This is a genomic window from Macrococcoides goetzii (assembly GCF_002742385.2).
Classification (GTDB): Bacteria; Bacillota; Bacilli; order Staphylococcales; family Staphylococcaceae; genus Macrococcoides; species Macrococcoides goetzii.
The window spans coordinates 35,697-49,591 of record NZ_MJBI02000002.1 but is presented as its reverse complement, the minus strand read 5'-3'; the positions used below and the strand labels follow the sequence as shown (position 1 = coordinate 49,591).

The window sequence follows — 13,895 nt, the reverse complement described above, 5'->3', positions numbered from 1 at the left end:
TACTCTATTTTATAACTCATTTATCTATTAAAAAATAAACCCCATCATTTATGATAACTTTCAGCGTATCGTTTTAAAGTGCGATTAATTTATCAATATTCTATACCTTTCTCTATTCATTTATATTATATAACTGACGAAAATATAAACTGGCTTTTGGTATGTCCATATGGCTGTAAGAGATCAATAAATGATTCGACTGCTTCCATATTTTCTAATCTAACTTTAAAAACAAAACATGCTTCTCCAGATACACGATAACAAAATTCAACATTATCCTGTTCAGATATGAACTCCTTGAAATCTTTATATCTATTGTTTTTAATGATAATTTCAATTAGAATCTCAACATCATATCCTAACTTCTTATAATCAATATTAATCGTATAATCTTTTATTATTCCTTGCTCCTCCATTTTATTTATCCTCTCTCTTACTGCAGGAGCAGATAAATTAACCTGTTTACTTAACTCATTAATCGTAATTCGACTGTTCATTTCTAATATGTTTAATATTTTCTCATTTATTAAGTCTTTCATTTAATTTACCTCTTTTATTAAAGTCCATATACTTTAAATCCTTATTTAATTTATTCATTCTTTATTATATCACGTATATTATTAACTCAAGGAGATGATAATATGGCATTAATAAATTATAGTAAGATAGGCGATACACCTTTTCAAAAATTATTAGGACACAATGAAATTATACTTGAACCATGGAATAACTTAGCAGACACATTAAGTGAAGACGGCGCATTGAGCAAAGAATTAAAAGAAGAGTTAAGAAGAATACTTGCGCAAGAAAATGGATGCCTTTACTGCAAAGCAAAGGGTAGACCTACTAATAAATTTCAAGACGAAAAATCTATACTTTGTATTGGTTTTATAGAAGTGTACTTAAAAATGAAAGAAAATGTACCTGAATCTACTATTCAGTTATTAAAAGATTCAATGACAAATGAAGAAATTATTGAATTAATTACTTTTACTTTATTCACTACAGCTCAACAGCATTTTGGATCGATATTAAAACTTACTGCTGAAGATTAAACATCATACATCAAAAAGGTAACCACAAAAATGAGGTTACCTCTTCTTTAATCTATAAATTCAACAAATCTTTTGTCCCAAATCATTTCATAAAATTTTACTGATTCTTCAGGTGTCATAATATCATTGTAGTTGGTCGATGTCATGTTTCTTTTCATGTAATACATATATCTAAATCATGTGCAAATTTTACTTTTGAATTTACATAAATAATGTTGAGTGTATGATTTAATCTTTTTTAATATTAGATAAGTATTTTTCAATTGATAGCTTTTTGTCTTATACCAATCAATCCTGCTAGTAAATCTTTTGGAGATGAATCTTCTTTAATATTGTGCAATTTCATTAATAGGTAAAACCTTGTTTATTAAAGGTAATTCAAATGAGCCTCTGCTTCTCTCTAAACAATTATCAAGTTTAGAGATGAGTTCACTTTTTTCACAGTTGAATAAAAACTTGTACTTCTCATAAAAATCTTTATATTTAAATTTTTCAACAATATAATGAGCCTTATTATCCCACGAATAAAAATCTTCAAAATCAAAAAGCAATAAGATTCCATGCCAATTTGGCAAAACATCAGCGAATCTAGAATTTACCTCACATACCGTATTCAATATTAAATCAATATCCTCTATTTTGACTCTTTTCTTTTCCTCATAAATTAACTGTGCGCAAAACTTTCTTACATTTATTTGTCTACTACCTTTAACAAAGAATGAATGCTCTGCATATTTTCTAGGAAAGTTGCTCATTACTGTAAAATGATTCTTCCTTCCAAGAAATATGTAGTCACTTAAAATTAAATTTTTTAATGTGTAAGTATCATCTTTAGTAATAGTTGCTAGAACTACCTCTAAAAATGAGAAATATAGAAACAACCTTAATAAAGGACGTTCGTTCTCATTACTAGTGTGTACTAATATTTCATTATAGAAAGGAATCAGAAAAGAACTTATATCTAAATTTTTCTCTGAAATAAAATCATAAACTTTTCTTATACTTTCTAAATAAGGTTTAATCGAAAGTATAATTTCTTCATTCACGTCATTATTATCACTGGCTTCCAAGCTCAAAAGTTCACTTTTTAATATGTCAAAATAAGATATTAAGTTGTCTTCTAAATTATAACTCTTTGATGCGTATAGTTTTTGCTCATACTTCTTAATCGAAGTAGTAACAGCATCATATTCTGGAACATTTCCTAGAGCAGGTTTTATATAAACTGGCTGGCCATTGATCCAACGTGCTATCTCTTCAATGCTTTCAAAATCATCTTCTTCGTTTGTCATATTAATAGCTCGACGTGTTTTACAAAATTGTGGTAAAGAAATATCATTATCTAATTTTTCCATATACACCGGAATAAATTTAGTACTTTTTGCGTCTTTGTAGACTTCAGAAGAGATAATGGTTGATTCTGTACCTACTCCACCTTCTCTACTATTCGCTTTAATTTTATATCTTTCATCACTCATGATAAGAACGAAATCAACAGACTCATCCAGTACCATAGACTCCATAAATACATTGAGATCTTGTCCCGGCAAACAGTCCCATAAGTCCAATATAATATCAATTCCATGATCCTGTCTTAGACTTTCAGCTATTTTTACAATACGATTTACATGTTCCTCACTAGTCCATGAATAAGACACAAACACTTTTTTCACCATATGAACAGCTCCTAATTATTTATAGATGTATAATCTATACAAAATTTTAAATATTATACCTTAATAATTGCGTCTATATCTTATAGAATAAATCATCTATAATCAATTGGACAATTCTCATTAAGAAATGTGTTGTTAATTTAAGAAATTAGACGATTCATGTATTGAGATTTTATATACCTCTACGAACTCTCTTCAAATCATTAAACTAATAATATAACTCTCAAAATGTGGTGCTTTTTTTGTCCGTAACTATTTATACATATTAAAACCATTTATTTCTAATTTTAATATCTCTAACATGGTACAATATTACAATTATTTTAGCGTATAAATATATCATAAGAAAAACAGCAACTAAATGCTGTACGACGACTTATTTTATCTTTATAACCTGTCAAAGACATTAATAAGCTCCTCCTATTCTTTAAAATGTAATATCATTTATATTTCTTTTTAGCGCTTCTTCAAACTCATTAATTCTAGCTCTTTCCTTCTATTATTCTTCTAATTTTTCTCTATCATATTCTTATAAACCTTATTTGCATCTTCCACACAAATTACTTCAATTCCATCGATTTTAGATTTTGTTTGAACAACATCATCATACTGCGTGTATAGAAATAATAAGGTTCTACATCGCATCCATGTGTCTTCAAAACTCTTTATACAATCTAAGATAATAAAAAAAAATTCCTTTTAAAACTTTCAGTTAAAAATAATTTGTTGACAAAATATTCAATCAATTATATCATATGTTTAATTTAATATTACATACAAGGACACGATTTTATTTGGTCGATTAACAGAGAGGGAATAATTGCTGAGAGATTCCTAAATTAGATAATAAAATTACTACCTTAACAATAAATGATATGGAAACATGTCACGTTCATGTGCGTTAAACATGCTAGAGTGTCATCATTAATGATGGAATTTTGGGTGGAACCACGGGTAATAGAAGACTCGTCCCTTTTTTTGAGGGACGAGTCTTTTTATTATAAAAAAATAAATTTAGGGAGAGATTTAAATGTCAAATCAACAAATTAGTATCAAATTTCCAGACGGAAGTAAAAAGGAATATCCAAAAGGAATTCTAGCAAGTGAAGTTGCAAAATCGATTAGTAATTCTTTATTCAAGGAAGCCATTGTTTGCCACGTCAATGGAACCTTAGTTGATTTGACCTATCCCATCCATCAAGATTCAGAACTTAGTTTCTATAACATTAATACAGTTGAAGGTATTGAAGTTATGAGACACTCTGCAGCACACGTTTTAGCCCAAGCAATTAAAAGAATTTATCCAAATGCACTATTATCTATTGGACCAGTTATTGAAAATGGTTTTTATTATGATATAGACTTAGATCAATCTATCAGCGAGAGTGACTTAAGTAAAATAGAAAAAGAAATGAAAAAAATTCAGAAAGAAAACCTTACATTCATTCGTTCTGAGATATCTTATGAAGAAGCTAAGAATGTATTTAAAGATAATTCTTATAAAGTGAATATCATAGAAAGCCATAAAGATGAACAACTTTCAATATATCAACAAGGTGAATTTACAGACTTATGTACAGGTCCACACGTACCAAGTACTAAATATGTAAATCACTTTAAATTAACAAAAGTTGCAGGTGCTTACTGGAAAGGTGATAGTAATAATAAGATGCTTCAACGAATATATGGTGTAGCGTTTGCATCCAAAGAAGAACTAGATAATTATTTTGACTTCTTAAAAGAAGCGGATGAAAGAAATCACAGAAAACTAGGAAAGCAACTGAAACTATTCATGTTTTCCGAAGAAGCTCCAGGGATGCCCTTCTATCTACCAAATGGTCAGTTCATTAAAAATAAAATGGAAGAGTTTTTAAGAGAGATTCAATTAGAAAGAGGATACCTAGAAGTTAAAACACCTTTAATGATGAATCAAAGACTTTGGGAAGCTTCTGGACATTGGGATCATTATCATGAAAATATGTATTTTACAAAGGTTGATGACAATGATTTTGCATTAAAACCTATGAATTGTCCTGGTCATATGTTGATATTTAAAAATGAATTAAAATCTTATAAAGATTTACCACTTAGAATAGCTGAATTTGGACAAGTACATCGTCATGAGTTTAGCGGAGCTTTAAATGGATTACTTCGAGTAAGAACGTTCTGTCAAGATGATGCACATATTTTTGTAATGAAATCTCAAATTCAAGAGGAAGTTAAAAATGTATTAGAGCTCATTGATTACCTGTATAACATTTTTGGATTTGAATATTCAATAGAACTTTCGACTCGTCCAGAAAAATATCTAGGAGAATTAAGTCTATGGGAAGAAGCTGAAAAATCATTATCATATGTTTTAGATAACTTAAACCTAACTTATAGTATTAATGAAGGTGACGGTGCTTTCTACGGTCCTAAGATTGATATTCATATTAAAGATGCATTAAATAGAAGTCATCAATGTGCTACTGTGCAACTTGATTTCCAAATGCCTGAAAAATTCGATTTAACATACGTAAATGAAAACAATGAAAAAGAACGACCAGTAGTTATTCATCGAGCAATATTTGGTTCACTTGATCGTTTCTTCGGAATATTAATCGAACACTTTAAAGGGGCATTTCCATTATGGATGGCACCAATTCAAGTGAATCTTATTGGAGTATCTGAAAATAATATTAACTATGTAAAACAAATTCAAAAAGTATTTGCCCAGGAAAACATCAGAGTAAATTTTGATAACAGAGACGAAAAGCTAGGTAAGAAAATTAGAGAGAGCCAAATAAATAAAATTCCTTACACAATTGTTGTGGGTGATGAGGAACAAAATAATAATTCATTATCTATAAGAAAATATGGTGATTCAGAGAATGTATCAAAAGATATCGTAGACTTTATAAATGAGTTGAAAAAAGAAATTTATAATAAAGATTTATTAATATAATGTGATGCCCAAAGCAAAATTTGCTTTGGGCATCACATTATTTACTATTGAAATGATATTCATTCATATCAAAAAAGTATTCTTTCTGCCATGTCTGCGTAACTATCGCAGTTTTATTCAAATCTTTGACCCATGGTGGATAGATTCTAAAAGCCATTTTCCCTTTTGATTTTTCAGATTGAATAATACCTTTTTTAGTTAAAACCCCTACTGGAAAGACAAACTGTCCCTCAAGATTATCATCTAAAATATTAACAACTAGATAATCTCCTAAATCATTTTCATTTAATGGTATATTTTTATTAAGTCCATCCTTCTTCCATATTGCAACGAAGTATCCCGGTTTTTTAGGCGTTTTCTTAGCTAACCTACTTTTGAAATTAAATGTTTCACATGAAATAATCATACCTTCATAATCTTCATTCCATTCGTCTTGCTCTATAATAACATCACTATCTTTAAAAAAATTATTCCATATACTATATGTTTTATAAGATTGCATTGATAATCCTCCAATTCTTAACTTCTACAATTATTATTTTATTATTACTCGTATAATCAACCAATGAAATAACTATAAATTTACATTTAGTGTTGAGTATTACCATTTATTTGGATATACTCAAATAGACGGTAAGGTGTGTAATGAACGTTATAAAAATTTATTTCTCTAACACTTTGTTTTTGGAAAATAATTTTTATACGGAGGAATTGTAATGAACAATTCAATTAGCTTTAAAGAATGGAAATTAAATTTAGACATCACTGGAGACTATCGTGTCTTAACTAGTGACGATGCATTAACAATTATTGATAAAGAGAATGATGTTGTCGCATTATTTATCTTTACAAATAATCGTGTTGAAATTGCTTCATCTAGTTATTGCGCACGTATTAGTTTTGCTGTCGATACTAAAGAGATTTTCATTAGACAACATATCGAAGAATAACAAGAAAGATCTAAGCATACATCTGCTTAGATCCTTTTTTATGTATATGCAGTTTCTATTAATTTCTTTATTTTGTTGGTCTCATCAGGAAAACCTCATCATTTATGATAACTTTCAGCGTATCGGTTAAAAGTGAGGTTAATTTATAAAAATAAATACCTTTCGGATTCACATCAATTGACCACCTTTCAAGTGCTTTTCATTTATTACTATAATTTTTAATATCAAATTTTATAACAAGTAAAGCATTCCGAATAAAATATAATTAACAAGTTTTTTACGAATTACTTATTATCTCATCAATATTTTAGAGAATACCTTTAATAACATTTATCTAGTATTTAAGTTAAATGCATATGAATCATCGCTTCCAATACTGATATAAAATGCTCGTTCATTCTTAATCTCAATCACAAATCTTTTTCTATACTTTTCAAAATGAACTGTGTCTAAATCTAAATTTTCATCTAAAAAATACACACCCTGAACATTATAATTACCATCATGACTAGTACAGTTCATTAATTCCCTAATGATATTATCATCTAACTTATAATCAAAAAATATATGATTACACTTTTCTCGATAATCTATATGGTTTTTTGTCAAATAATCCATCGTTTTTTAAACTTAATTTTACATGTAGTTTTTGTCACATTAAATACTCATTTTATGCACGGATTCTCGAAAATTATAATCTAGTCTAATACATAAAGGAATGACAAGTTCTTTATTAAAAGGAGAAAGAAGGGATTGTAAAGTATGAGAAAAAAGAAACTATTGATAAGCTTGTTTTCTCTGATGATGGTCATTGTTTTATCAGCTTGTACAAGCAATGACGAAGAAGCATCTGTAGAAGATACTAACCATGGAAAGCATTCAAATGAAGAGATGAACATGAATGAGGACAATGAAGGTTCTATGGAAGAAAATATGAATGGCTCCTCCAGTGAAGGAGAAATGAATAATGGTTCCATGGGTAATGGTCATATGGATCATGATGATGTGGTAAGTCTAATTGATTCGACAGGAGAGAACGAACTGAGTATCCCCCCTGTACTCAAAAGCGACAGCAACAAAGGAACTGAGTATACAATACGCGCGCAAAAAGGAGAAACAGAAATATTTGATGGCGTTCAAACAAAAACATATGGTTATAATGGCTCGTTTCTAGGTCCCATGCTTCAATTTGAAAAAGGAGATACTGTGAAGATAAACTTAATCAATGAACTCGATGAAAACACCACTTTTCACTGGCATGGATTGGAAGTTCCGGGGAATGACGATGGCGGTCCACATAATGTATTAGAGCCAGGCGAAGAGAGTACTATTGAATTTGAAGTGACGCAGGAAGCTGCCACATTGTGGTTCCATCCCCACCCGGAAGGAAAAACCTCTGAACAAGTGTACAACGGACTTGCTGGGTTAATTTATATCGAGGACCAAAATTCAAAAAATCTTGAATTACCAAGCGAATATGGAGAAAATGATATTCCTCTCATTTTCCAGGACAGAGTCTTTGATGACGAAAAACAGTTGAATTATAAAGCAACAGCAAATGAAGATGGCACAGTCGGGGATACATCATTAATTAACGGCACATTGAATCCAAAATTAACTGTAGATAAAGAAAAAGTAAGGCTTCGACTTTTAAATGGATCAAATGCAAGAAATTACACCTTTAAACTAAATACAGGTGATTCTTTTGTACAAGTCGCAACGGACGGCGGGTTTTTAAATGAACCGGTCTCAATGGAAGAAATCACACTCACGCCTTCAGAGCGGGCTGAAATAATCATTGATTTTTCTAAAGTCGATGGTAATGAAAATATAGCGTTAATGAATGAAGATGGTGCCACGCTCTTACCTTTTGAAATCACAGATCAAACAGGTAAGAACATGGATATACCTGATGAAATGAATGACTTATCAGTTATGGAAGAAGAAAAGAATTTACCAGTAACAAAAGAAATTGAACTTTTTGGCATGATGGATATGGTAACGATAAACGGAAAAAAATTTGATCCTGAAAGAATTGATTTTACGCAGGAACAAGGTGTTACAGAAGTATGGGAAATCTATAATAAACCTGACATGATGGGCGGCATGATTCATCCGTTCCACATCCATGGTGCTCAATTTAAGATCCTTTCCAGGAATGGAGAAGCACCACCTGAGAACGAAAGAGGCTGGAAAGATAGTTTTTCCGTTGCCCCGGATGAGACTGTAAAAATTGCCATTCAGTTTAAAAATAAAGGCATATATATGTTCCACTGTCACATACTTGAACATGAGGACAATGGGATGATGGGACAGGTTAAAGTAGAGTAAGCTCCAAAGCTTCAATCTAATAACAAAAAAGGAACTATTTCTTGATTTTTTCTAGACGAATTACAATATTGAGTAAGTTGGAGAAGGACAATCATCATTAAAATTATGTGCAGTTTCTATGGAGTTTTACCATATCGGTTTATATGCGAAATGGATGGGTATTCAATTAATGTAAGTGCATTCAATTCTATAGGAGGGATTTATAATGGCTCATGAACAACATCAACAACTGATTCAGACGTTACATGAATGTATGGAAGCCTGTAACCACTGTTACGATGCCTGTCTGAGGGAAGAAGACGTAAAAATGATGGCGGAGTGTATCCGATTGGATCGTGAATGTGCAGATATCTGTGCATTTTTAGAACAGGCTCTGACAAGAAATTCACCATTTTCTTCTGATCTGGCGGCAGTATGTGCCAAGGTCTGCGAAGCATGCGGCAACGAGTGTCAAAAACATGACCACGATCACTGCCAGAAATGTGCAGATGCGTGCTTCAAATGTGCAGAGGCTTGTAAAGAAATCGCCTAAGCACAACACTTAGAAAGAAGTGGTATGTCGGAACTTATTCTGGACATACCACTTCTTTTATTTCCGGTTAAGATTGTACCCAGCATTTTAACGAAAATATACATTAAGGTGTATTTGCATTATTAATTAAGAGCGCCCTTGATTTTGACAATACTTATAAGAGACGCCTTAGTTTAGACAAGGTTATAAAAAACAGTTGAGTTCGCTTAGAACCATCGTTGCAAGGAGGAGTAAACCGAATTCCCTTCAAAACAGTCATTAATGTATCTGTTAATTCATATAATAAAAAGAGCTTATCCATACAGATTATCCATTTGAGATAGATAATCCAGTAAAGATAAGCTGTCTTTTTTATATTCGCTCATTAGCATCACCTCAGAAATAATAGTCTCTAAAACATATGCCTATGGTTTGTGCAGTTAGTGTGCAGTTTTTAAAATATTTCAAATTAATTTTAGCAATGTGCTCAAAATCTACATTTTTAAGCAGTCGATAATATGAGAAAGCTACTTTCTAATCCACTTGTAGCCCACGCCCCACACCGTGTGAAAGTAATCATCGATAGGAAAGCCGACTTCCCGAATTTTTTTCCGCATATTTCTAACATGGGAATCCACAGTACGTCCTTCCGTTTCAGAATGCATGCCCCACACTAAATCAATCAATTGATCTCTAGAAAATATCCTTCCTGGATTTTTCATGAGTAATCCAATGATTGCAAATTCTTTTGGTGTTAATTTTACAAGCTGTTTTTTATAGGATAGTTCAAATTGATCTTCGTCCCATAACAGTCTGTCGACTTCAATCCGGTTGACAGGTCTTGTTCTTCTTAGTAATGCATCCATTCTTGCAACCAATTCTTCTTCATTAAAAGGTTTTGTTATATAGTCATCTGCACCCAGCTTGAGTCCTTTTACAATATCTTCTTTCTGCTCACGTGCAGTCACCATGATAATAGGTACATCTGAGTATTGCCGTATTTCTCTGCATACTTCCCATCCATCCATTTCAGGCATCATGATATCCAGTAGAATAAGATCAAACTTCTCTTCTTTAACAAACTTAAGCCCTGCTTTTGCACCTACTGCTTTTTGACAAAAATAAGGGTAAGGTTTCAAGTATAATGTCAACAGTTCGAGCATTCTCTCTTCATCATCGATTAACAGCACTTTATTCATTTACATTCTCCTTCTTTAAAGATATGACGAAAACAGTCCCCTTGCCAAGTGTACTTTCTAGTCCAATCTCGCCACCATGCAACTCCACAATTTCTTTAGCGATTGTCAGCCCGAGACCAGACCCTCCGCTTACCCGAGATCTAGACTTTTCAGAACGATACAGTCGATCGAATATAAAGGGTATATCTTTTTCTGGGATTCCTTCTCCTGTATCTGAAATAGTTGTTAAAATTTCATTTTTATTTTGAATAACTTCCATTGTGATATGACCTTTCTCGGGAGTATACTTTATTGCATTATCTAATATATTCAATATAACTTGTTGAATTCTTTCGGGATCTGCCATAATAACCAAGTTGTCCGGACAATGAAAGAAAAGCTCTATCTTTTTTTCATTGAGCGCTGGACGGATTCGTGCTAAAACCGTCTCAATCAAAGCGCTAAATACTACCCTCTCTTTTGTGATAGCAAATTCATTATGATCGATTTTAGCTAATTCAAACAGATTTTTTATCAGGTCTTCTAAATGCTCTGTTTCTTCCTGAATGATTTTAATGTATCTATTCCTGTCCGTCGTGGATATTTCTTTTCTGCTAATAATATCCGTATACCCTTTCATATAGGTTAAAGGTGTTCGTAGCTCATGCGATATACTCCCTAAAAATTCATTTCTCTCGTTTTTTAAACGTTCCAGATCTTGCGACAGCAAAGTAATCGAAGTCGCCAAATCTCCAAGCTCATCTTTTCGATGTGTATACAATTCCACGTTATGATTGCCTCTACTTAATTGTTCTGTCGCTTTTTTCATCCTCAATACCGGTTGGGTAATAACTCTGGAAAGAATAAACACCGTTATAACAGTCAGAAGTAAAGTCAATAGACCCACAAGCAAAAACTTATGGCTGAGATGATCAATAATCCGTTCAATGCTATCACTTTCAGCAAACATAAAAACATGCCCGCTATGAGTTTCGTTAAAAGTTAGGGGGCTGTCTGTAGAGACATATTTTTCTTCTGACCAATTTGATTTCAGGATAGCTCCTTCTCGTGGTATCTCACCATAATCAGTATGTTCAATAACAGTTATCATTTCTGGTTCAACCGGATCAGAATTGGTGATTATCTCTCCATTCTGATCTGTTATCACCACAATAAAATCTGATTCTGACTCCATAATCGCAACATGTTCCAATGTCGCGGTTGTATAGTTTTCTTCCAATACATCTCTGTGTGTATTCCCCCGGGCTAATAAATCCCCCATCACTTCCTCCACACGATCAGCGACCAGATTTGTATATAGGATATAGAATAACATGATTTCAATAATAAGAATCACCAGAAAAAACAAAAGTCCGATTTTTAAAGCTAATTTATTGAACATAAAAGCCTCCTCAGTTTTCTGCAACAGTATAAATCGTAATATATCATCTTATCATTTTGTTCATTAGTCATATTATATAGAAAAGTAGTATTTTTATTATGAATAATTCAGCTTATTTTACTTTGCCCACAACTAAAATTTTCTTCCACTATTCTTATGAGCCGTCATTAGACACATAACTATTTCTATTTATAGTCTAGATTGCTAACTCATCTTCATTCTGCGGATTGATTGCAACATACAAAATACCATCATATTTCATCTCCACTATCTTTCGATAAAATAATCTAGCAGAAGTAGCAGCTGCAACGAAGTTTTAGTCTGAAAAATGTATGACTAAGTATAACACCTGACCGTCAAGATTTTTTAAATTTAAAGGGTGACTCGAAGTTACATGAGTGATTTTACCACATCCTGCTAAAAATATAGATGATAATATTATATTATTAATTTTCTTGGTATCATGATTATATTCGCTACTCTCTTTATAGATTTTATTATTTAAATATCGATTTTTCATGCAGATTTGAAGGAAGCGCTGAGATATCATCCACGGTTAATAAACCATTAAATTGAAATCCAATATGTCGAGTCGGTAATATTATTCTTGATTAAATACATTTATTTTTCATTGAATCTGCACGTAAACTGCAAAATTTATTGGTAAAGTTCTCAGTATAACTAATAAAATGGAGGGTATATACATGGTAAAAAACAAAATATTATTAGGACTTCTTTCCATATTCGCTGTATTTTTAATGGCTGCCTGTGGTAATGGGGAAACTCAGCCTAATGAAGAAAGCCAAAGCACTGAAACAGAGTCTAAATCTGAGGAGGAAATGGACATGGAATCAGATTCCGGAGGTCATATGGAACATTCAGCCGATGAGATGTCCAGTTCGGGTGAAGTGCCTGAAGATTTGAAAGAAGCAGAAAATCCAACTTATGAAGTCGGAAGTCGGACAATTATTGAAGCAGAGCACATGCAAGGTATGGATGGTGCTGAAGCAACAATTTCCGGTGCTTTTGACACGACTGTCTATACTGTCTCATACACACCTACGAATGGTGGAGACCCTGTCGAAGATCATAAATGGGTCATCCATGAAGAATTGGAAGGTCCAGGAGAAGCACCACTGGAGCCCGGCACTGAAGTGACCTTGGATGCGGATCACATGAAAGGCATGGATGGTGCAACAGCCACGATTGACTCAGCTGAAGAAACGACTGTCTATATGGTAGATTTTGTTACAACAGATACTGAAGAAGAAGTGCAGAATCATAAGTGGGTTACAGAAAGTGAACTGGCACCTGTGGAATAAATTAGTGAATAGTAATATAGGATAAAAGCATGGATTCCTGATTACAAAGAAAAAATCCGGCAAATCTTGAATTAAGATTTGCCGGATTTTTTATCTTGGTCTCTTTCTACAATTATTATATAGAATCAATATGACATAAAAAGATGATACTCTAAATTCTTAAAATCTTTTGTCATTACCTAGCTGCAGCATGAACACGCAGAACCATCTTCTTTATCAATATCCTCTTTAATTTCGTAGCCGGTATTTTGAATAGCACCTTTGATGTCTGCCAAATTAATTGTACTGTCATTAAATGTTACATCTACTTTACCTTCAGGAATTTGAGCTTTGACTGATTCAACGCCATTTAATTGACTGACACTTCCCTCAACTTTATTAACGCAAGCCCTACATGACATTCCTTCTACATTAAGTGTTACTTTTGACATATAAATTCCTCCTTAAAATTTAATTAGATTACGCTATACAATAATTTCATCATACCCCAGTCAGGTATTTTATATTTTCTCTATTTTTTTAT

13 protein-coding genes are annotated in these 13,895 nt (G+C 32.1%); 6 read left to right on the top strand and 7 right to left on the bottom strand.

Annotation, left to right across the window (positions count from 1 at the left end; genetic code table 11):
- Positions 1–125 precede the first annotated feature (125 nt).
- A complete protein-coding gene (locus tag BFS35_RS05685) occupies positions 126–539 on the bottom strand; it encodes an Lrp/AsnC family transcriptional regulator (protein ID WP_099579484.1) in 414 nt (137 codons plus the stop codon).
- A 102-nt stretch (positions 540–641) separates the two neighbouring features.
- Between BFS35_RS05685 and BFS35_RS05680 the strand changes: the two genes are divergently transcribed.
- Positions 642–1,055, top strand: coding sequence for a carboxymuconolactone decarboxylase family protein (locus tag BFS35_RS05680; protein ID WP_099579486.1), 414 nt, complete (start codon positions 642–644; stop codon positions 1,053–1,055).
- A gap of 326 nt (positions 1,056–1,381) precedes the next feature.
- Here BFS35_RS05680 and BFS35_RS13990 read toward each other — a convergent pair whose 3' ends face one another.
- On the bottom strand, positions 1,382–2,731 hold the full coding sequence (locus BFS35_RS13990) for an SEFIR domain-containing protein (protein WP_240628390.1): 1,350 nt from the start codon (positions 2,729–2,731) through the stop codon (positions 1,382–1,384).
- Between the two features lie 1,030 nt (positions 2,732–3,761).
- Between BFS35_RS13990 and thrS the strand changes: the two genes are divergently transcribed.
- On the top strand, positions 3,762–5,678 hold the full coding sequence (thrS, locus tag BFS35_RS05670) for a threonine--tRNA ligase (RefSeq protein WP_099579488.1): 1,917 nt from the start codon (positions 3,762–3,764) through the stop codon (positions 5,676–5,678).
- 37 nt (positions 5,679–5,715) lie between these two features.
- On the opposite strand, the gene BFS35_RS05665 is transcribed toward thrS, so the two are convergent.
- Entirely contained in the window at positions 5,716–6,180 is a 465-nt protein-coding gene (locus tag BFS35_RS05665) for a MepB family protein (protein WP_099579490.1), read from the bottom strand.
- A 214-nt stretch (positions 6,181–6,394) separates the two neighbouring features.
- On the opposite strand from BFS35_RS05665, the gene BFS35_RS05660 reads away from it, so the two are divergent.
- Positions 6,395–6,628 (top strand): hypothetical protein, encoded by a 234-nt coding sequence (locus tag BFS35_RS05660; protein ID WP_099579492.1) that lies wholly within the window; start codon positions 6,395–6,397, stop codon positions 6,626–6,628.
- 330 nt (positions 6,629–6,958) lie between these two features.
- Here BFS35_RS05660 and BFS35_RS05655 read toward each other — a convergent pair whose 3' ends face one another.
- On the bottom strand, positions 6,959–7,150 hold the full coding sequence (locus tag BFS35_RS05655; protein WP_147329907.1) for a hypothetical protein: 192 nt from the start codon (positions 7,148–7,150) through the stop codon (positions 6,959–6,961).
- 240 nt (positions 7,151–7,390) lie between these two features.
- Here BFS35_RS05655 and BFS35_RS05650 point away from each other — a divergent pair, with 240 nt between their 5' ends.
- Positions 7,391–8,959 (top strand): multicopper oxidase family protein, encoded by a 1,569-nt coding sequence (locus tag BFS35_RS05650; RefSeq protein ID WP_099579496.1) that lies wholly within the window; start codon positions 7,391–7,393, stop codon positions 8,957–8,959.
- Positions 8,960–9,164: 205 nt separating this feature from the next.
- Positions 9,165–9,491, top strand: a complete 327-nt coding sequence (locus tag BFS35_RS05645) for a four-helix bundle copper-binding protein (RefSeq protein WP_020006663.1) — start codon at positions 9,165–9,167, stop codon at positions 9,489–9,491.
- Between the two features lie 506 nt (positions 9,492–9,997).
- Here the strand turns inward: BFS35_RS05645 and BFS35_RS05640 are convergent.
- Positions 9,998–10,669, bottom strand: a complete 672-nt coding sequence (locus BFS35_RS05640) for a response regulator transcription factor (protein ID WP_205757148.1) — start codon at positions 10,667–10,669, stop codon at positions 9,998–10,000.
- The gene (locus BFS35_RS05635) at positions 10,662–12,050 is read right to left on the bottom strand and encodes a sensor histidine kinase (RefSeq protein WP_099579498.1); all 1,389 of its coding nucleotides are present in this window, start codon (positions 12,048–12,050) and stop codon (positions 10,662–10,664) included. The genes BFS35_RS05640 and BFS35_RS05635 overlap by 8 nt, the downstream gene beginning before the upstream one ends.
- 704 nt (positions 12,051–12,754) lie before the next feature.
- Between BFS35_RS05635 and BFS35_RS05630 the strand changes: the two genes are divergently transcribed.
- A complete protein-coding gene (locus tag BFS35_RS05630) occupies positions 12,755–13,372 on the top strand; it encodes a YdhK family protein (protein WP_099579500.1) in 618 nt (205 codons plus the stop codon).
- A gap of 179 nt (positions 13,373–13,551) precedes the next feature.
- Here the strand turns inward: BFS35_RS05630 and BFS35_RS05625 are convergent, their stop codons facing one another.
- The gene (locus tag BFS35_RS05625) at positions 13,552–13,803 is read right to left on the bottom strand and encodes a copper ion binding protein (RefSeq protein WP_099579502.1); all 252 of its coding nucleotides are present in this window, start codon (positions 13,801–13,803) and stop codon (positions 13,552–13,554) included.
- Between the last annotated feature and the right edge of the window lie 92 nt (positions 13,804–13,895).